Annotated in this window: 16 protein-coding genes and 1 CRISPR repeat array; of the genes, 6 read left to right on the top strand and 10 right to left on the bottom strand. The window is 72.7% G+C overall.

The genetic code is table 11. The annotated features are described in order from the left end of the window. Window positions 1-10 precede the first annotated feature (10 nt). The gene (locus tag O7633_RS28565) at window positions 11-475 is read left to right on the top strand and encodes a nitroreductase/quinone reductase family protein (protein ID WP_282324605.1); all 465 of its coding nucleotides are present in this window, start codon (window positions 11-13) and stop codon (window positions 473-475) included. Window positions 476-564: 89 nt separating this feature from the next. Here the strand turns inward: O7633_RS28565 and O7633_RS28560 are convergent, their stop codons facing one another. Together O7633_RS28560 and map are read right to left on the bottom strand one after the other, a co-directional pair. Further along, a complete protein-coding gene (locus O7633_RS28560) occupies window positions 565-1,278 on the bottom strand; it encodes a VIT1/CCC1 transporter family protein (protein WP_278132998.1) in 714 nt (237 codons plus the stop codon). Further along, on the bottom strand, window positions 1,275-2,132 hold the full coding sequence (gene map / locus O7633_RS28555; protein WP_074473872.1) for a type I methionyl aminopeptidase: 858 nt from the start codon (window positions 2,130-2,132) through the stop codon (window positions 1,275-1,277). Before map ends, O7633_RS28560 begins: the two co-directional genes overlap by 4 nt. A gap of 128 nt (window positions 2,133-2,260) precedes the next feature. On the opposite strand from map, the gene O7633_RS28550 reads away from it, so the two are divergent. Further along, window positions 2,261-2,575, top strand: coding sequence for an STAS domain-containing protein (locus tag O7633_RS28550; protein WP_074474049.1), 315 nt, complete (start codon window positions 2,261-2,263; stop codon window positions 2,573-2,575). A gap of 58 nt (window positions 2,576-2,633) precedes the next feature. Here O7633_RS28550 and O7633_RS28545 read toward each other — a convergent pair whose 3' ends face one another. From O7633_RS28545 to O7633_RS28515, 7 genes are all read right to left on the bottom strand, one after another. After that, complete coding sequence (locus tag O7633_RS28545) at window positions 2,634-6,371, bottom strand: SpoIIE family protein phosphatase (protein ID WP_282324604.1); 3,738 nt, start codon at window positions 6,369-6,371, stop codon at window positions 2,634-2,636. A 151-nt stretch (window positions 6,372-6,522) separates the two neighbouring features. After that, window positions 6,523-7,071, bottom strand: coding sequence for a pyridoxamine 5'-phosphate oxidase family protein (locus tag O7633_RS28540; protein ID WP_278132991.1), 549 nt, complete (start codon window positions 7,069-7,071; stop codon window positions 6,523-6,525). A 92-nt stretch (window positions 7,072-7,163) separates the two neighbouring features. Further along, the gene (locus O7633_RS28535) at window positions 7,164-7,931 is read right to left on the bottom strand and encodes a 3-oxoacyl-ACP reductase (RefSeq protein ID WP_282324603.1); all 768 of its coding nucleotides are present in this window, start codon (window positions 7,929-7,931) and stop codon (window positions 7,164-7,166) included. A gap of 1 nt (window position 7,932) precedes the next feature. Further along, window positions 7,933-9,279, bottom strand: a complete 1,347-nt coding sequence (locus O7633_RS28530) for an aldehyde dehydrogenase family protein (protein WP_348776346.1) — start codon at window positions 9,277-9,279, stop codon at window positions 7,933-7,935. A 186-nt stretch (window positions 9,280-9,465) separates the two neighbouring features. After that, window positions 9,466-10,830: a glutamine synthetase family protein gene (locus O7633_RS28525; RefSeq protein WP_282324601.1), complete on the bottom strand. Its 1,365-nt coding sequence runs from the start codon at window positions 10,828-10,830 to the stop codon at window positions 9,466-9,468. A gap of 23 nt (window positions 10,831-10,853) precedes the next feature. After that, window positions 10,854-12,446, bottom strand: coding sequence for an amino acid permease (locus O7633_RS28520; RefSeq protein WP_282324600.1), 1,593 nt, complete (start codon window positions 12,444-12,446; stop codon window positions 10,854-10,856). A gap of 197 nt (window positions 12,447-12,643) precedes the next feature. After that, window positions 12,644-12,901, bottom strand: coding sequence for a hypothetical protein (locus tag O7633_RS28515; RefSeq protein WP_282324599.1), 258 nt, complete (start codon window positions 12,899-12,901; stop codon window positions 12,644-12,646). Window positions 12,902-13,153: 252 nt separating this feature from the next. Here O7633_RS28515 and O7633_RS28510 point away from each other — a divergent pair, with 252 nt between their 5' ends. Beyond that, window positions 13,154-13,951: a helix-turn-helix transcriptional regulator gene (locus tag O7633_RS28510; protein WP_282324598.1), complete on the top strand. Its 798-nt coding sequence runs from the start codon at window positions 13,154-13,156 to the stop codon at window positions 13,949-13,951. Then, window positions 13,938-14,126, top strand: a complete 189-nt coding sequence (locus tag O7633_RS28505) for a DUF397 domain-containing protein (RefSeq protein WP_282324597.1) — start codon at window positions 13,938-13,940, stop codon at window positions 14,124-14,126. The genes O7633_RS28510 and O7633_RS28505 overlap by 14 nt, the downstream gene beginning before the upstream one ends. Window positions 14,127-14,269: 143 nt before the next feature. After that, a CRISPR array of direct repeats spans window positions 14,270-14,786; the repeat unit is 29 nt; unit sequence CTGTTCCCCGCGCACGCGGGGGTGATCCC. Between the two features lie 163 nt (window positions 14,787-14,949). Here O7633_RS28505 and O7633_RS28500 read toward each other — a convergent pair. Beyond that, window positions 14,950-15,636: a TetR/AcrR family transcriptional regulator gene (locus O7633_RS28500; protein ID WP_282324596.1), complete on the bottom strand. Its 687-nt coding sequence runs from the start codon at window positions 15,634-15,636 to the stop codon at window positions 14,950-14,952. A gap of 125 nt (window positions 15,637-15,761) precedes the next feature. Here O7633_RS28500 and O7633_RS28495 point away from each other — a divergent pair, with 125 nt between their 5' ends. Then, on the top strand, window positions 15,762-16,397 hold the full coding sequence (locus O7633_RS28495) for an NAD(P)H-dependent oxidoreductase (RefSeq protein ID WP_282324595.1): 636 nt from the start codon (window positions 15,762-15,764) through the stop codon (window positions 16,395-16,397). Then, on the top strand, window positions 16,394-17,932 hold the full coding sequence (locus O7633_RS28490; protein ID WP_282324594.1) for a DHA2 family efflux MFS transporter permease subunit: 1,539 nt from the start codon (window positions 16,394-16,396) through the stop codon (window positions 17,930-17,932). The genes O7633_RS28495 and O7633_RS28490 overlap by 4 nt, the downstream gene beginning before the upstream one ends. Window positions 17,933-18,410: the final 478 nt, after the last annotated feature.

Raw genomic sequence — 18,410 nt, 5'->3', positions numbered from 1 at the left:
CACTGACGGGGTGTCCGCTATCGGTACCCTGACCCGCCGCCTCGGCCACCACCGCTGGTTCGGCCTCACGATCCGGCTGCTCGTCCCCGTCGACCGGGCGGTCGGCCGGCTCACCAAGGGACGGGTGGTCGCGCTGGGCCTGGTCCCCTCGCTGGTCATCACCACCACCGGGCGTCGCTCGGGCCTGCCACGCAGCAACCCCCTGCTGTACGTGCCGGACGGCGACGCCTTCGTGGTGGTCGGCTCCAACTGGGGGCAGCAGCACCAGCCCGCCTGGGCGCTGAACCTGCTCGCCGACCCGGCCGCCGAGGTCGACGTGCGGGGGCGGCGGCTGGCGGTGCGCGCCGAGGTGGCCACCGGCGCGGAACGCGACCGGCTCTGGGAGCTGCTGACGACCGAGTGGCCGGCCTACGAGACGTACGTCGAGCGGGCCGGCGGGCGGGAGATCCGCGTCTTCCGGCTGGTGCCCCGCTGACCCGCCCCTCGACGACCTCCTCGCGGCCCCCTTTGAAGGGTGAGAAGGGAACCCTTCTCGACCGCAGGCGTTAACAGGGGGCCCTTCCTTTACAGGCCGCCCTGGATGCCGATGAGGGCGCCGATCAGGTAGGTCGCGGCGGCCGCCGCCGCGCCGAGGAGGAGCTGCCGCAGGCCGCTGCTCCACCAGGCGCGGTTGGTGAACCGGGCCACGATCGCCCCGGCCGTGAAGAGCCCGACCCCGCCGACGGCCAGCGCGAGCCACAGGCTGGTGGCCCCGAGCAGGTAGGTCAGCAGCGGGACCAGCGCCCCGACCGAGAAGAACAGGAACGACGAGATCGCCGCCGCCCACGGGCTCGGCTGGTCGTCCGGGTCGACGCCCAGCTCCTCCCGGACGTGCACCCGCAGCGCCTCCTCCGGGTTGGCCCGCACCGCCTCGGCGACCTGCGTGGCGAGGTCGCGGGACAGGCCCCGGGCCACCCACGCGTCGGCCAGCTCGCGGGCCTCCGCGTCCGGGTGCCGCTCCAGCTCGCGGCGCTCCTTGGCGACCTCGGCGGCGACCTGCTCGTTGGCCGAGCGGACGCTCGTGTACTCGCCGAGGCCCATCGAGATCGCGCCGGCGACCAGGCCGGCGGTGCCGGTGAGCACGATGCTGCGCGGCGACACCCCGCCACCGCCGACGCCCGCGATCAGGGCGATGTTGGTGACCAGGCCGTCCATCGCGCCGAACACGGCCGGCCGCAGCCAGCCGCCGGACACGTCCGCGTGGTGCGCCTCGCGCAGCGCCGCCGGGGTGTCGCTCACGGCAGGGTCAGGATCTCGTGGCCGTCCTCGGTGACGAGGATCGTGTGCTCGAACTGGGCGGTCCACTTCCGGTCCTTCGTGACGACCGTCCAGCCGTCGTCCCACATGTCGTACTGGTGGGTGCCGAGGGTGATCATCGGCTCGATGGTGAACGTCATGCCCGGCTCCATCACGTCGGTGGGCCGGGGGCTGTCGTAGTGCGGCACGTACAGGCCGCTGTGGAAGGCCTCCCCGATGCCGTGGCCGGTGAAGTCGCGGACCACCCCGTAGCCGAACCGCCTGGCGTACGACTCGATGACCCGGCCGATCACGTTGATCTGCCGGCCCGGGGCGACGGCCCTGATCCCCCGCAGCATCGCCTCGTGGGTCCGCTCGACCAGCAACCGGGCCTCCTCGGCGACCTCGCCGACGCAGAAGGTGGCGTCGGTGTCGCCGTGCACCCCGCCGATGTACGCGGTGACGTCGACGTTGACGATGTCGCCGTCGAGCAGCACGGTGGAGTCGGGGATGCCGTGGCAGATCACCTCGTTGAGGCTGGTGCAGCAGGACTTCGGGAAGCCCTTGTAGCCCAGCGTCGACGGGTAGGCACCGTGGTCGCAGAGGAACTCGTGCACCACCCGGTCGATCTCGTCGGTGGTCACCCCCGGCTTGCAGTGCTCGCCGGCGAGCTGCGTGGCCTGGGCGGCGAGCCGGCCGGCGACCCGCATCCGCTCGATGGTCTCCGGGGTCTGCACGTGCGATCCGGTCCACTGGCGGGGCTGCTTCTTGCCCACGTACTCCGGGCGGACGATGTGGGGCGGCACCGGTCGCGTCGGGGTGAGCGTGCCGGGGGTCAGCGGCGCACGGACGGTCATGGGGCAAGCCTATCGCCGGGCCGGCGTCGGGCGGGGCGGCCGGTGCCCGGCGACGCCGGCGACACCGGGGCGCGGCCTCGGCCGACCGGTTGTTGCCGACCCCCTGCCGCTGTGCCATCGTGTTCTGCGTGGATCAAGGGGGTGCCGCTCCCGTCTTCTCCGCCCGCACGGAGACCGACGGCGACCACGTCCGCGTGGTGGTCGCCGGCGAGGTGGACATGGCCACCGCCGACACGATGCTCCAGGCCGCGCTGCGTGAGCCGGCCGGTCGGGTGACCCTCGACCTGCGGGGGGTCACGTTCTTCGACTCGGCGGCGATCCACGCCGTGGTCCGGCTCGCCCAGCGCTTCCCGGGCGCGCTCACCGTGCTGCCGTCGCGGCAGGTCCGCCGGGTGCTGGAGATCTCCGGCCTGGCCGGTCAGGGGTGGGTCGCCCCCGCCTGAGCCCCGCCCGGTGGGGCCCCGGCCACCGCCCGGCGGCCCCGGCCCGAGGCACCGGCGCTCAGCCCCGCAGCCGCCGGCTCAGCGTCACCTGCGTGCCCTCGGCGGTACGGCTGACCGTCAGGTCGCCGAGGGCCCTGATCAACGCCAGCCCGCGCCCGCGGAAGCCCGCGCCGGTCGACTCCCGCCACTGCCCGCTGTCCCGGATCGTCGCCACCACCGTGCCGTCGGCGATGGTCACCTCCACGCCGATGGTCGGCTCGGCCGGGGAGACCGGGTGCTCGATGGCGTTCGCCGCGGCCTCGGAGACCGCGACGGTGAGGTCGAACAGGTCGTTCTCGCCGACCCGGTGGGCGGTGAGGAAGTCCTCCAGCCGCCGGCGCAGCACGCTCAGCCGGGTGGGGTCGGCGGGCAGCCGCAGCGCGAACCGGTGCGGTTCGGTCGCCTCCAGCGCGAGCACCGCCACGTCGTCGCGGCGGGGGCGCGCGGCGACCCGCGCCACGACCGCGTCGACCAGGTCGGCAACGTGCTCGCCGCCGGCGGCGTCGGCGCGGAGCTGCTCCAGGGCCGCGTCGAGGCCGAGCTGCCGGTCCTCGATCAGCCCGTCGGTGTAGAGCAGCAGCCGGGCCCCCGGGGCCAGCGCGTCGTCCACGGTCCGGTACGACGCGCCGGGGATCGCGCCGACCGGCGGCCCGAGCGCGCGGTCGTGCAGGAACGCCACGTCGTCTCCTCGGATCAGCAGGGGGGACGGATGCCCGGCGCTGGCGTAGCGGAGCCGGCCGGTGCGGGGCGCGAAGCGCAGGCAGACCACGGTCGCGAAGGACGGCTGCTCGGCGGAGCCGACCAGCCGGTTGAGCCGGGTCAGCGACTCGCCGGGGTCGTAGCCCTCCAGCACGTACGCCCGCAGCGCGTTGCGGAGCTGGCCCATCGAGGCGGCGGCCCGCACGCCCTTGCCGACGACGTCGCCGATGACCAGGACCAGTTCGTCGTCGTCGAGCCGGATCACGTCGTACCAGTCGCCGCCGACCTCGGCGTCGGCGCTGCCGGGCAGGTAGCGGCTGGCCACCACCGCCCCGGGCAGCCGGGGCAGCGACCGGGGCAGCAGGCTGTGCTGGAGGGTGGTGGCGATGCGGTGCTCGGCCTCGTACAGCTGGGCGTTCTCCAGCCGCACGCCGACCAGCCGGGCGAGCTGGGTCAGCGCGGCGTGGCCGGGGTCGGTGGCGTCCTCGGCGTGCCCCCAGACCCGCAGCTCGCCCAGTGTCTCCCCGGCGCTGCCGGTCAACGGCAGCACGGCGGACGGTTCGACGGCGGCCGTCCCGCCGCCGTCCGCCTCGTAGCGGGCCCCGGTGGCGGTGGCCACCACCCGGACCGCCTCGGCGAGGCCGAGCGCGTGCCGGGCTGCCACCTGGAGCACCTCGGCGGTGGTGCGGGCGGTGTTCACGGCGACGGCGGCGTCGGCCAGGGCGCGCAGCCGCCGGATGATCTGCCCCCGGAGCTGGCCCAGCTCGACGTTCGCCCGGACCCGGGCGATCAGCTCCTCCCCGGAGAACGGTTTGGTCAGGTAGTCGTCCGCGCCGACGGCGAGGCCGGCGACGGCCTCCGCCGAGCCGGCCCGGGCCGACAGCAGCACGATCGGCACGTGCCGGGTACGCGGGTCGGCGCGCAGCGCGGTCACCAGGCCGAAGCCGTCGAGCCGGGGCATCATCACGTCGGTGAGCACCAGGTCGAAGGGCGTCTCCACGGCCAGGCGCAGCGCCTCGACGCCGTCCGGCACGGCCACCACCTCCCACGACGCGCCCAGCAACCGGCTGACGTGTTCGCGCAGGTCGGCGTTGTCGTCGGCGATCAGGATGCGGCCCGCCGCGGCCCGCCCACCGCCGGTCGAGCCGGTCGCCGCGCCCGTCCCCCCGGCCGCGGGTTGGCCGGGCGGGCCGGTCCACAGCGCGGTCTCGGCCGCGAAGAGGCGGGCCTGGCCCAGCTCCGCCGGCTCGGCCGGCGCGTCGGCCGCGACCCGGTCGGCCGGCAGGTGGGCGGTGCCGAACGGCACGGTCACGACGAACGTGCTGCCCCCGTCGACGACGCTGCGCGCCTCGGCCCGGCCGCCGTGCATCTCCACCAGCTCCCGGACCAGCGCCAGCCCGATCCCGGTGCCCTCGTGGGTGCGGGAGCGGACGCCGGGGACCCGGTGGAACCGCTCGAAGACGTGCGGCAGCTCCTCGGGCGCGATGCCGACGCCGGTGTCGGCGACCTCCAGCCGGGCCGCGCCGTCCACCGCCCGGACGCGGACCCGGACCTCGCCGTCGAAGGTGAACTTGACCGCGTTGGCGACGAGGTTGAGCACGACCTTCTCCCACATGTCCCGGTCGACGTGGACCGGCGCGGGCAGCGGCGGGCAGTCGACGACCAGGCGCAGGCCGGCGCGTTCGGTGGCCGAGCGGAAGGTGCTGGCCAGCCGGGCGGTGTAGTCGGCCAGGTCGGTGGGCTGGTAGTGGGCGGCGAGCCGGCCGGACTCCAGGCGGGAGAAGTCGAGCACCGTGTTGACCAGCTTGAGCAGGCGCAGCGCGTTGCGGTGCATCATGGTGAGCCGGTCGAGGTGGGGGTCGGGCAGCGTCGGGTCGGCGAGCAGCTCCTCCAGCGGGCCCAGCACGAGGGTCAGCGGGGTGCGGAACTCGTGGCTGACGTTGGCGAAGAAGCTCGTCTTGGCGCGGTCCAGCGCGGCCAGCTCGGCCGCCCGGGCCCGCTCCTGCTCGTACGCCCGCTGCCGGCCCACGGCGCGGGAGAGCTGGGCGGCGATCAGGTCGAAGAAGGTGCGGTACTCGTCGGTGAGCGGCAGCCGGGCGGAGACGCCCACGACGAGCGCGCCCACCGGCTCGTGGGTCGCGGTGACCGGCAGCACCAGCGCCCGCGCGGCCGTGCCGGCGTCGAGCTGCGGCAGCAGGTCGGCCGCGTCGATGGTGGCGGCGGACCCGCCGTCGGCGACGCGGCTCACGACCGCCGTGGCCGCCTCGCCGAGCGGCAGCCGCCCGGCCGCCCCGGTGGCGTCGCCGCCGCCGCGCCCGCCGGGGGCGGGCGACCCGGTGCCGCTGTGCCCGGCGAGGGTGAGCCGCCCCGCGTCGTCGCGGAGGTAGATCAGGGCGAACGGCACGTCCGCCCGGTGCTGGTCGAGCACCCCGGCGGCGGCCCGGCCCAGGGCCGCGACGTCCTCCGCCTCGGCCAGCTCGGAGCCCAGCTCGGCCAGGGCGCGCAGCCGGCGCTCGCCGAGCACCCGCCCGGTGGTCTCGTTGACCAGGCAGAGGACGCCGTCGATGCCGCCGTCGGCGGCGCGGATCGGGTCGTACGAGATGTCGAAGTAGACGTCCTCCAGGAAGCCGTGCCGGTGCAGCACGAAGGGGTGGTTCTCGCCCCGGTAGGGCTCGCCGGTCTTGTGCACCGAGTCCAGCAGGGGCCCGAGCACGTCCCAGGTCTCCCGCCAGTGCTGGTGGGCGGGCTGGCCGACGGCGTGGGGGTGCTTGTCGCCGATGGTCGGCAGGTAGGCGTCGTTGTAGAAGGCGCGGTGCTCCGGGCCCCAGAACATGACGATCTGCGCCCGGGAGGAGAGCATCATGGCGACCGCGTGGCACAGCGCCGGCGGCCAGCCGGACGGGGCGCCGAGCGGGCTGGCCGCCCAGTCGAAGCGGAGCAGGCGTTCCCCCATCTCGCCGCCGGCGGCGCACGCGGCCGTGAGCAGCGGCGGGAACGCCTCCTCGACGGCTCCGACGGACGGATGCTGCCCGTCCTCGCCCCCCTGGGCCGAGCTCATGCATCCTCCCGCGCCGGCAGTTGCCCCCCGGCGACCGCATGATCGCCGCCGCCGTGCCCCGCCTTCTACCCAGACGGACCAGCAACGTAACGCATCCCCGCCGTGATGCGCTGGTTACCCGCGTCTCATCCGCGCGGGACGCCGCCGGGGGTCAGAAGACCGACAGGCCGTCGATGCTCGCGGCGTTCTTCGTGGCCCGGTAGGTCACCAGGTCCTCGGCGGTGCGGCGGGAGTGCGCGCGGATCAACAGGTCCCGGTCGCCCTCGTACCGCATCAGGGGGACGGCGTACCCGCAGGAGTCGCTGACCCGCTCGACGTCGACGGTGATCACCGCGCGGGCGGAGTGCAGGTCCGGCGGGTCGGGGAAGTCGGCGAGCCGCTCGGCGAAGCCGGCGTCCTCCACCGTCACCGCCGTGCCCCGGCCGTGCAGCCGGACGATGTTCGGCGGCCCGGTGAAGGCGCAGAACATGAGCGTGATGCGGCCGTTCTGCCGCAGGTGGGCGATCGTCTCCGCGCCGCTGCCGTGGAAGTCGATCCACGCCACCCGGTGTGGGCCGAGGATGACGAAGGTGCCGCGCATGCCCTTCGGCGAGAGGTTGACGTGCCCGTCGGCCCCGGAGGGCGCGGTGGCGACGAAGAAGACGGGCTGCTCCTCGATGAACTCGCGCAGCCGCCCGTCGATGGCCTCGTGAACCTTCATGTCGCCATCCTGGCACCGCCTACCGAAAAGTGGGACAACCCTTCCGCATGGCGGGACGGCGGGGCCGGGGTGCGGGCCGGCCCCGCCGCGGCTCACAGCGGGGTGACGTACGCGCCGGTGATCCCGCCGTCGACCACGAACTGCGCGGCCGTCATGAACGACGAGTCGTCGCTGGCCAGGAACGCCACCGCCGCGGCGATCTCCTCCGGCTGGCCGAACCGGCCCATCGGCACGTGCACGAGGCGGCGGGCGGCCCGCTCCGGGTCGGCGGCGAACAGCTCCATCAGCAGCGGCGTGGCGATCGGCCCGGGGCACAGCGCGTTGACCCGGATGCCCTCCCGGGCGAACTGCACGCCCAGCTCCCGGGTCATCGCCAGCACCCCGCCCTTGCTCGCCGTGTACGCGATCTGCGAGGTGGCCGCCCCCATCAGCGCCACGAACGACGCCGTGTTGATGATCGAGCCCTTGCCCTGCCGGCGCATGTGCGGGATCGCGTACTTGCAGCACAGGTAGACACTCGTCGTGTTGACCCGCAGCACCCGCTCCCAGGCGTCGAGCCCGGTCTCCAGGATCGAGTCGTCGTCCGGCGGGGAGATCCCGGCGTTGTTGAACGCCACGTCCACCCGGCCGTGCCGCTGGGCCACCCCGTCGAACAGGTCCCGCACGGCCGCCTCGTCGGCCACGTCGCAGGCGACGAACTCGCCGTCGACCTCCTGCGCGGCCCGCTCCCCCGCCGCCGCGTCGACGTCGACGCAGACCACCCGGGCCCCCTCCGCGGCGAACCGCCGCGCGGTGGCCAGCCCGATCCCGCTGCCCGCCCCGGTCACCACCGCGACCCGGTCCTCAAGCCGTCCCTGCATCTCACTCCTCCGTGCTGATGAACACGTTCTTGACGTCGGTGAAGGCGTGCAGCGCGTCCGGGCCCAGCTCGCGGCCCAGCCCGGAACGCTTCATCCCGCCGAACGGGGTCCAGTAGCGCACCGAGGAGTGCGAGTTGACGCTGAGGTTGCCCGCCTCGACCGCCCGCGCCATCCGCAGCGCCCGGCCCACGTCCCGGGTCCACACCGAGCCGGACAGGCCGTAGTCGGTGTCGTTGGCCAGCCGGACCGCGTCCGCCTCGTCGTCGAAGGGGAGCACCGACACGACCGGGCCGAAGATCTCCTCCCGCCAGTGCCGGTCGGCCGGGGAGTCGGCGAGCAGCACCGTCGGGGCGTGCCAGAAGCCGGGGCCGTCGGGGCGGGAGCCGGTGAACGCCACCCGCGCCCCGTCGACGTACCCGGCGACCCGGTCCCGCTGGGCGGCGGAGATCAGCGGGCCCATCTCGGCCGTCTCCCGCGCCGGGTCCTCCACCCGCAGCGCCCGCACGGCCGGCTCCAGCAGCTCCAGGAACCGGTCGTACGCCGGGCGCTGCACCAGGATCCGCGACCGGGCGCAGCAGTCCTGGCCGGCGTTGTCGAAGACGGCGTACGGCGCGGTGGCCGCCGCCCGCTCCAGGTCGGCGTCGGCGAAGACGACGTTCGCGCTCTTGCCGCCCAGCTCCAGGGTCACCCGCTTCACCTGGGCGGCGCAGCCGGCCATGATCCGGGTGCCGACCTCGGTGGACCCGGTGAAGCACACCTTGCGGACGGCCGGATGGGTGACGAACCGCTCGCCGACCACGTCGCCGCGGCCCGGCAGCACGGTGAACACGTCCTCGGGCAGGCCGGCGTCGCGGCCCAGCTCGGCCAGGCGCAGCGCGGTCAGCGGGGTCAGCTCGGCCGGCTTGAGCACCACCGTGTTGCCGGCGGCGAGCGCCGGGGCGAACCCCCACGCGGCGATGGGCATCGGGAAGTTCCACGGCACGATCACCCCGACCACGCCCAGCGGCTCGTGGAAGGTGACGTCCAGCCCGCCGGGCACGGGGATCTGCCGCCCGGTCAGCCGCTCCGGCGCGCCCGCGTAGTAGTCGAGCACGTCGCGGACGTTGCCGGCCTCCCAGCGGGCGTTGCCGATGGTGTGCCCCGAGTTGCGCACCTCCAGCAGCGCCAGCTCCTCCAGGTGCGCGTCGACCAGGGCGGCGAACCGCCGCAGCAGGCGCGCCCGCTCCCCCGGCGCGACGTCGCGCCACCGCGGAAAGGCGGCGGCGGCCCGCCCGATGGCGGCGTCGACCTCGCGCTCCCCCGCAGCGACGACCTCCCCCAGCACCGTCCCGCTGGCGGGATTGACCACCCGCGTCAGTTCCCCCACCCTGCCCCTCCCTCTCCAGCTCCCGGCCCCGGCCCCGGCCCCGGTCCCGGTCCCGCTCCCGGTCCCGGCCCCGGCCCCGCGATCTTGCAGTTTCGGCCCCCGCAAATGCCGCCAAGCTCCCATGGCAGGGGCCCCAACTGCAAGATCGCGGGAGAGAAAAGGGGTGGGTCAGAGGCGTTCGAAGCCGCGTTGCAGCTCCCAGTCCGTCACCGCCGCGTCGAAGGCGCGCAGCTCCACGCGCGCCATGTTGGCGTAGTGGGCGTGGACGTCGTCGCCGAAGACCGCGCGGGCGATCGTCGAGGACTCCCACAGGCCCAGCGCGTCGCGCAGCGTGCCGGGGACCCGCTCGGCGGCCGGATCGTCGTACGCGTTGCCGGTGCACTCCTCGCCCAGCTCCAGTTCCCGCTCGATGCCGTGCACCGCCCCCGCCACCAGGGCGGCGATCGCCAGGTACGGGTTGACGTCCGCCCCGGGCACCCGGTTCTCCACCCGCATGCCCTGGCCGTGGCCGACCAGCCGCAGCGCGCACGTGCGGTTGTCGGTGCCCCAGCGCAGCGCCGTCGGGGCGAACGAGCCCGGCTGGTAACGCTTGTAGGAGTTGACGTTCGGGGCGAACAGCAGGCTGAACTCCCGCATCGTGTCGAGCAGCCCGGCCAGCACCCGCTGCCCGGTGACGCTCAGGTGCGCCGGCCCGTCGCCGAGCATCGCCGAGCGGCCGTCGGCGTCGCGCAGCGAGAAGTGGATGTGGCAGGAGTTGCCCTCCCGCGCGTTCGGCTTGGCCATGAAGGTGATCGACATGCCCTCCTGGGCGGCGATCTCCTTCGCCCCGTTCTTGTAGATCACGTGATGGTCGGCGCAGGCCACCGCCTCGTCGTAGCGGAAGGCGATCTCGTGCTGGCCGAGGTTGCACTCGCCCTTCGCGCTCTCCGGGGTCAGGCCCGCGCCGGCCATCTCGGTGCGGATGCGCCGCAGCAGCGGCTCCACCCGGGACGTGCCGAGCAGCGAATAGTCCACGTTGTATTGGTTCGCCGGGGTCAACTCGCGGTAGCCACGCCGCCAGGCGTCCTCGTACGAGTCGCGGTAGAGGACGAACTCCAGCTCCGTGCCCGCGTACGCGGTCAGGCCGTGCGCGGCGAGCCGGTCGAGCTGGCGGCGCAGGATCTGCCGGGGCGACGCGGCCACCGGGCCGGACCCGTCCAGCCACGCCAGGTCGGCCAGCAGCATCGCCGTCCCCGGCTGCCACGGCACCCGGCGCAGCGTCTCCAGGTCGGGCACCATGGCGAAGTCGCCGTACCCGCGCTCCCAGCTCGACATCGCGTAGCCGTCGACGGTGTTCATGTCGACGTCGACGGCGAGCAGGTAGTTGCATCCCTCGCTGCCGTGCTCCGCCACCTGGTCGAGGAAGAACGGCGCGTGGAACCGCTTGCCCTGCAACCGGCCCTGCATGTCGACCAGGGCCAGCACCACGGTGTCGAGCTTGCCGGCGGCGACCGCCGCCCGTAACTCTTCGAGGGACAGCGGTGCTCTGCTCATGCGCGGGCCTCCATCACCAAGGTCTACTGCCTGACCGGATCACCGTCAATGCCCGCGTCGGGCGCGTCGGCAAACCCCTCGACGGTGCGGCGCGGCCCGGTGAACCACGTGCGCGCCGAGGCGTACCACCAGACGGCGACGACCAGCAGCACCCCGCCCACGGCGAGCGGCGCGTAGTTGACCGCCGACCAGCTGAAGTCGGCGTGGCCGGGCACCCCGGCGGGCACGATCGGCAGCACGAAGTAGACCGAGATGATCGCGATCTCCACCACGGCGACCCAGCCGAGCACCTTGTAGCGGCGGCCGAGCGTCCACGGGCCGGGGGTGAACCGGTCGCCCATCCGCAGCCGCAGCACGATCGGGATGACGAAGGAGAGGTAGAGCCCGATCACCGCGACCGAGACCACCGCGTAGAAGGCGACCGGGATGCCGGACGGGCTCTCGTAGAGCGCCGGCAGGGTGAGCACCAGCCCGGCCACGGTCGCGCCGACGATCGCGTTGACCGGGGTGCCGTTGCGGTCCACCTTCGACCAGAGCCGCCAGCCCGGCACCGCCCGGTCCCGGCTGAACGCGTACGCCATCCGCGACATCGACGTCACGCAGCTCATGCCGCAGAAGAACTGCCCGATGGTGGAGATGATGATGACGGCCTTGAAGAAGAACGGGGTGAGCGCCGTTTCGAAGATCGCCCCGGAGAACCCGCCGGCCGCGTTGATGGCGTCCACGTCGGTGGCGGCGAACAGGAACGCGAGCAGCAGGATCCAGCCGCCCACCGCCGAGTAGAAGATCGACCGCCACAGCCCCTGCGCGGCGGCCTTCGACGCGCCCCGGGTCTCCTCCGACACGTGCGCGCAGGCGTCGAAGCCGGTGATCGTGTACTGGGTGAGCAGGAAGCCCAGCGGCAGCACGTAGAACCAGAACGTCCACCCGCCGGTGCCGCCGTCGCCGAAGCCGGAATTGTCGAACCGCTCGGTGAAGACGAACTGGAAGCTCTGGTGCCGGTCCGGGACGAACACCAGGATGGCGACCACGGCCGCCGCGCCGGCCACGTGCCACCACACCGAGACGTTCTGGAGTACGTCGATGATCCGGTGCCCGAAGATGTTGATCAGCCCGTGCAGCGCCAGAATGATCACGAACAGCACGAACGCCTGCCGCAGCGTCCCCGCCCAGCCGTCGAACAGCGCCGACAGGGTGAGATTGAGGAACGTGGCGCAGCCGTAGTCGACCGACGCGGTGACCGCCACCAGGCCGATCAGGTTGAGCCAGCCGGTGAACCAGCCGTGCACCGGCCGGCCCATCTTCGCCGCCCACCAGTAGATGCCGCCCGCCGTCGGGTACGCCGACACCAGCTCGGCCAGGCAGAACCCGATGACCAGGATGAACAGCGAGATCAGCGGCCAGCCCCAGGAGATGGCGACCGGTCCGCCGTTGTTCCACGCCTGGCCGAACGTGGTGAAGCAGCCGGCCAGGATCGAGATGATCGAGAACGAGATCGCGAAGTTGGAGAAGCCGCTCCACTTGCGGCGCAGCTCCTGCTGGTAACCGAGTTCGGCGAGCCGCCGGGCGTCGTCGTCCATCGGCTGATCGGCGGTCGGTGCGGGCGTCGTGGCCACTGCACACCTCCTGGCGAGGATTGCCGGAAACGCGTGCGCCCGAGTCTCGTCCCGCCGATCACGATGGTCAATACGCCACGGCCTGTCGCCCCGGACGCGCCGCCGCCGGACGCGGGACGCCGGCCAACCGGCGGCCCGCGTGACGTGCAGCAGGTCCCCGCACCTCAGCTCCGCGTACCTCGGCGGGTGTCGGCCCGTCACCGCCCCCGCACCTCCGGCACCGGGCGGACCGGCGGGGTGTCGCGGATCGCCTGCACCCGGACCATGACGACGCGCTCCCGGCCCGGCGTGCCGTCGGGGCGCAGCTCCAGCCCCTCCAGCCGCACCCACGACGACGCCAGGAAGTTCGCGTACCGGGGAACGTAGGTGACCTTCAACCGCAGCACCGCCTGACCGATGCAGTAGTCACACGGCTGAAGCGTCAACACGTCACCCACCACGACCAGCGGGTTCACCGTGGACACCCCGGGTGCCGCCCGCCACGGTTCCTGCGCATGTGCCCCTCCCGTGACTCGAAGACCGGGCGGGCAACACCCTGCACACCGGCCCGCCGAGTCACAGTCTGCTGATCGCGGAACTACGCTGAGAAGCCATCGCGCCTGGTCCCGGAGCACCTCTGGAGTCACCGCGCCGCGCTCGGCAGCCCTCGACGCCGCCCGGCAGGACCGGGCGACGCCTGGCGATCACGACGAAGATCTGGAGAAGGCATGGAAAGCGAACAGACCGCCGATCTGATACGCACGCAGCTCCGTCGCATCCGGACAGCCGCCGGCCTCAACCAGGAGGAACTCGGCCGACGCGCGAACTACTCGGCCTCGACGATCTCGGCGGTGGAGACCGGCACCCGGCCGCTCGACAAGGCGTACGTCAAGCGCATGGACGAGGTGCTCGACACGGGCGGCCTGTTCGAGTCCCTGCTGCGGATGGCCGAACGGGACGGCCAGCCCTCGTGGTTCCGCCCCTGGCTGGAGGCCGAGCGCAACGCCACGCAGCTCCGATACTTCAACCCCACGCTCGTCCCCGGCCTGCTCCAGACCGAGAACTACGCCCGCGCCGTGCTGCGCTTCGACGACACCAAGCCCGAGGCGGAGGTCGAGCGGCAGGTCACGGCCCGCCTGGAGCGGCAGGAGATCCTGGTACGCGAACAACCGCCCCAAGTGATTGCCGTGATCGACGAGGCAGCCCTACGCCGCACCGACGCCATCATGGCCGAACAACTCGCCCACCTGCTGCGAATGGCCGACCTCCCCCACGTCCACATCCACGTCATCCCCGCCGACACTGGCTTGCATGTCGGGCTGTCCGGTCCGCTCGCGTTGGCAAGGTTGGCAGACGGTAGCTGGGTGGGACATATCGACAATCAGCTTGGCGGCTCAGTGGTCAACGGGGACGAAGGAGTGGCTACCCTTCTGACAAGGTGGGAGGGCGTTCGGGGACTCGCCTTTCCGCGCAACCTCTCGGGTGCCCTGGTCAAGGAAGTAGAGAGTCAACATGGACCTCAGTAACGCGAACTGGAAGAAGTCCACCCGAAGCAACACCGCCGGCGGCGAATGCGTTGAGGTGGCCGACAACCTGACCAATGTGGTCGCCGTACGGGACAGCAAGGACCCCTCCGGTCCCGTGCTCGCGTTCACCCCGCAGACCTGGCGTGCATTCGTCGAGCACACCAAGCACCCCTGACCTTGCTCTGGCCCGCAGGCGAGGCCACCCGGTGACAGCACAGCTTCGCGTGCGTCGCCGAACGGTCGCAGCCAGGAGACGATCTTGTGGTGCAAAGTGAAGGAAAAGAGGTAGTTGATTTTTAGTGCCCCAGGTCAGCAAGTCTGTTCCCCGCGCACGCGGGGGTGATCCCCAGGACGCCCTGGCCACATGGTTGGCGTCGTGCTGTTCCCCGCGCACGCGGGGGTGATCCCAGGCTGAGGGTTTCCGTACCGGCCTGAGTTGGCTGTTCCCCGCGCACGCGGGGGTGATCCCTCGATTCGCAGGAGCAGCCGACCGAGCTGCTCCTGTTCCCCGCGCACGCGGGGGTGATCCCTGGGCGACCGCTCCGCCACCGCGGCGCAGGTCCTGTTCCCCGCGCACGCGGGGGTGATCCCGCGGGGAGCCCGCCGACGCTGGCGGCCCCGGCCTGTTCCCCGCGCACGCGGGGGTGATCCCTGGTCTCCCGGCGCGAACTCGCCCGCCACGATCTGTTCCTCGCGCACGCGGGGGTGATCCGCTGCCGACGGGCCGATAGCCCACCCGCAGGTACTGTTCCCCGCGCACGCGGGGGTGATCCCGCCCCGAGCAGCCGGCCGGCGTCCTCCGCGTACTGTTCCCTGCGCACGCGGGGGTGATCCGGATGCAACGAACGGCGTCCTATTCGGCTACGCCTGGCCCCCTGTCGTCGTCACGTGAGTTCGAAGCCCTGCGACCGCATCTGTATTGCCGCGACGGCTGAGGCGAGAGCGTGCGCGCGCTGCGGCTCGGGGCATGAAGCGTGGGATACGGCATCTGCGGCGCGTCAGCGGGCGGGGCCGTACGCCCGCAGGAATGCCTGAACACCGACTGCCGTGATCCGGTCGGTCTCCTCCCGTGGCAGCGGGATGACGCCCCAGTAGGACCGGTTCACGATCTCCGTCGAGATCAGGGCCATGAAGTGGGAGACGGCCTGGGCCGGATCGTCGTGCACGTCGAGCAGGCCGTGGTCGGCGAGCGCGGCCATGACCAGGGCGAACTCGCGGGCTACCGTGCGGGGTCCAGCCTCCTGCCAGGCGTCCAGAACCTCGGCCGGCACGTGCCCGGCCTCCCCGTGAATGTGCCGGACCAGCGAGAAGTGGTCGCGGAAGTCCGTGATCAGAGCGACCCAGGCGCGCGCCAGGGCCAACAGGTCCCGCTCGAGATCCTCGGGTCGCGGTGGGCGCTGCGGATCCAGGCACCTCCGCAGTCGGACGAGCTGCTCATCTCTGACCTGACCAGCGCTCCACTGCATGACCGAGCGGAACAACTCCGCCTTCCCGCCGGGAAAGTGGTTGTAGAGCGTCCGGGTGGAGGCGCCGGCCTCGGCGGCGATCGTGTCGATGCTGGCCCGGGTGTAGCCGTCCCGCCCGAAGACCTCGCAGGCGGCGTGCGCGATCGCCGCCGCCTTGTCTCCTCGCCCCCGCCGCGACCGGGTCGCCACCGTCTCACCCTTGGAGTCCGCGCTGGTCATCGTTACCTCTCCCGCTGCACCGACCCCCATGCTACAACAATGGTTGTACTTATTACAACGGTCGTTGTAGCTTGTCGTACGTACCGCAACCGGCCCGGAAGCAGCGAGGAACCGAGGGGACAGCCATGCCCGAAACCACCCCTACCACCGACCCGACGACGGCCAGGGATGCCGCGCTACGGGTCGCCGTCATCGTCGGCAGCGCTCGCGCGGGCCGCGCCGGTCCGTCCGTCGCCGAGTGGTTCACCCGCCATGCCGCACGCCGCACCGACGTCGAGCTCGACGTCATCGACGTCGCCGACCTCGACCTCCCCGTGGCCATGCCCGGCTGGGACGGCCTGCCCGCCCCCGCGCCGGCGATCCAGGTCGCCCTTGCCGACGTCAGCTCCCGGCTGGCCGCCGCCGACGCATTCGTCGTCGTCACCCCCGAGTACAACCACAGTTTCCCGGCCGCCCTGAAGAATCTCATCGACTGGCACTACGTCCAGTGGCAGGCCAAACCGGTCGGCTTCGTCTCGTACGGCGGGCTGGGCGGCGGCCTCCGGGCGGTCGAACAGCTCAGGCAGGTCTTCGCCGAGCTGCACGCCATGACGGTGCGTGACTCCGTCAGCCTGCACGGGCCCTGGTCGGGGCTGGGCGAGGACGGCACGCCGCTCGACGCGGCAGTGTGCGAGGGCGCCGCGACGGGCATGATCGAACAGTTGGTGTGGTGGGGCCGCGCATTGCGCGCTGCGCGCGCCGAGCAACCGTACGGAAAATGACCGCCGTGGGTGGCATCGCCAACTCCACCGGAAGACCCGGCGCCACCGAGAACACCGGCTCGGGGACCGACGGCCCCGCCGCCGTCCAGGAGGCCGGGACCTCCCCGGGGCTGGCCAAGGTGCTCACCGTGGTCGTGATCGGCTCCATCATGGCCGTACTGGACGTCACGATCGTCAACGTCGCCCTGCACCCGCTGGCGGTGGAGTTCGCCGCGCCGCTCGCCACCGTCCAGTGGGTCGCCATCGGCTACACCCTCGCCCTCGCCGCCGTGATCCCGACGACCGCCTGGGCCATGTCGCGCTTCGGCGCGAAGCGGACCTACCTGACCGCCATCAGCCTGTTCACCGCCGGCTCCGGCCTGGCCGCGCTGTCCTGGAACATCGAGACGCTGGTGCTGTTCCGGGTCGTGCAGGGGCTCGGCGGCGGCCTGCTGGTGCCGGTCGGCATGGCGATGGTCATCCGGGCCGCAGACCGGGACCGAATGGGCAGGGCGATGGCCCTGCTCGGCATTCCGGTGCTGATCGGCCCGGTGAGCGGGCCGGTCCTGGGCGGCTGGCTGATCGACACCGTGTCCTGGCACTGGATCTTTCTGGTCAATCTGCCCATCGGCGCGCTGGCGCTGGTGCTCGCGGCGCGGCTACTGCGGCGCGACGAGCCGCAGCCTGCGCGCCGGTTGGACCGGTTGGGCCTGCTGACGCTCTCCCCGGGTCTGGCCCTGCTGATCTACGGGCTGTCCGTCGGCGGGGAGCACGGCGACTTCACGGCACCACGGGCGCTGCTGCCCGCCGTCGCCGGACTGCTGCTGGCCATCGGATTCGTCGCCCGGGGCCTGACCGCCCGTGCACCGCTGTTGCGACTGCGCCTGTTGTGCGACCGGACCTTCGCGGCCGGCTGCGCCGCCATGGTGCTGTTCCCCGCCGGATACTTCGGCTCCATGCTGCTCGCGCCGATGTACTACCAGACCGCGCGCGGGCTCGGTGCGACCGAGTCGGGCCTGCTGGGCGTTCCCTTGGCCGTCGCCGTCTTCGTCTCGATGCAGATCGCCGGCCGCCGGGTCGACCGGGTCTCCCCACGGTTGTTGATCCTCTCCGGCATCGTGATCGCCGTGTGCGGACTGTCGCTCTTCGCCATGCAGGTCGGGCCACAGACACCGTACTGGCGGTTGGCGGCGTCGCTCGTGGTGATGGGGGTGGGCGTCGGCATGGTGCTGATGCCGACGAACACAACGGCGACCCGAGGTCTGGCCGCCGAGGATGTCCCGTCGGGCAGCACCATCCTCAACATCGCCTCCCAGGTGGGCGTCTCGATCGGGACGGCGCTGCTGTCGGTCATGCTGGCTTCGCACGCGGCGCGCACCGGGAACGGTACGCGGTCAGCGGACGCGTTCCAGCACACCTACTGGTGGGCGGTGGCTCTGCTGGCCCTGGCGACGCTGCCAGCGGCGCTGCTGCCAGGGCGACGGGCGGGCAGACCACCGACGTCGGCCACGACGACGGACGCGACGGCCGCCCCACGCCACCCCGATCCCGCCTGACCGGTCGCCTTCCCCGGTCAGCATCCCCACCGCTGCACCGGCCGGCAGCCCGACACCCGATGCCGGCGGTTGTTCGCCCGCAAGATCGTGCTCAATCAATGAAAGAGTGGCTTCCCACTCGCAGCGTGGGGACTCCTTCCCTGATCGAGCACGATCTTGCCCCCTGGCAGCCGAGCACCCCGTCGAATGGCACCGCGCATGCGCGGATGGACCGCAAGCAGGTCAGGGGTTCGCCGGGGCCCGCCCGCGCAGGGATCAAGCCTGACCGCCCGGAGCGGGCGGGCCCGGCGAACCCCCACCACGACGCACCGCAACGAACACGCCCCACCACCACGCACCGCAACGAGCTCGCCCCACCCCCGTACCCAAGTAATCGCCTTGCCCCGAGCGGGCCGCGACGGGCATCCTTGAGCCTGTGACCAGGCCCGATCCGGACGGGCCCGCCGGGCGCTCGGCACCGCCCGGCCCGCGGCGGCGC

Origin of the sequence: Micromonospora sp. WMMD712 (assembly GCF_029581295.1) — a bacterium.
GTDB lineage: Bacteria > Actinomycetota > Actinomycetes > Mycobacteriales > Micromonosporaceae > Micromonospora > Micromonospora carbonacea.
Note: the sequence above shows the minus strand (reverse complement) of the source record. Positions and strands in the feature narration are given on the sequence as shown.

Coding starts and splice junctions, on each gene's coding strand:
- map (WP_074473872.1), bottom strand. CDS start 2,132: ATGACCGTCCGTGCGCCGCTGACCCCCGGCACGCTCACCCCGACGCGA.
- O7633_RS28545 (WP_282324604.1), bottom strand. CDS start 6,371: ATGAGCTCGGCCCAGGGGGGCGAGGACGGGCAGCATCCGTCCGTCGGA.
- O7633_RS28540 (WP_278132991.1), bottom strand. CDS start 7,071: ATGAAGGTTCACGAGGCCATCGACGGGCGGCTGCGCGAGTTCATCGAG.
- O7633_RS28535 (WP_282324603.1), bottom strand. CDS start 7,931: ATGCAGGGACGGCTTGAGGACCGGGTCGCGGTGGTGACCGGGGCGGGC.
- O7633_RS28525 (WP_282324601.1), bottom strand. CDS start 10,830: ATGAGCAGAGCACCGCTGTCCCTCGAAGAGTTACGGGCGGCGGTCGCC.
- O7633_RS28510 (WP_282324598.1), top strand. CDS start 13,154: ATGGAAAGCGAACAGACCGCCGATCTGATACGCACGCAGCTCCGTCGC.
- O7633_RS28505 (WP_282324597.1), top strand. CDS start 13,938: ATGGACCTCAGTAACGCGAACTGGAAGAAGTCCACCCGAAGCAACACC.
- O7633_RS28500 (WP_282324596.1), bottom strand. CDS start 15,636: ATGACCAGCGCGGACTCCAAGGGTGAGACGGTGGCGACCCGGTCGCGG.
- O7633_RS28495 (WP_282324595.1), top strand. CDS start 15,762: ATGCCCGAAACCACCCCTACCACCGACCCGACGACGGCCAGGGATGCC.
- O7633_RS28490 (WP_282324594.1), top strand. CDS start 16,394: ATGACCGCCGTGGGTGGCATCGCCAACTCCACCGGAAGACCCGGCGCC.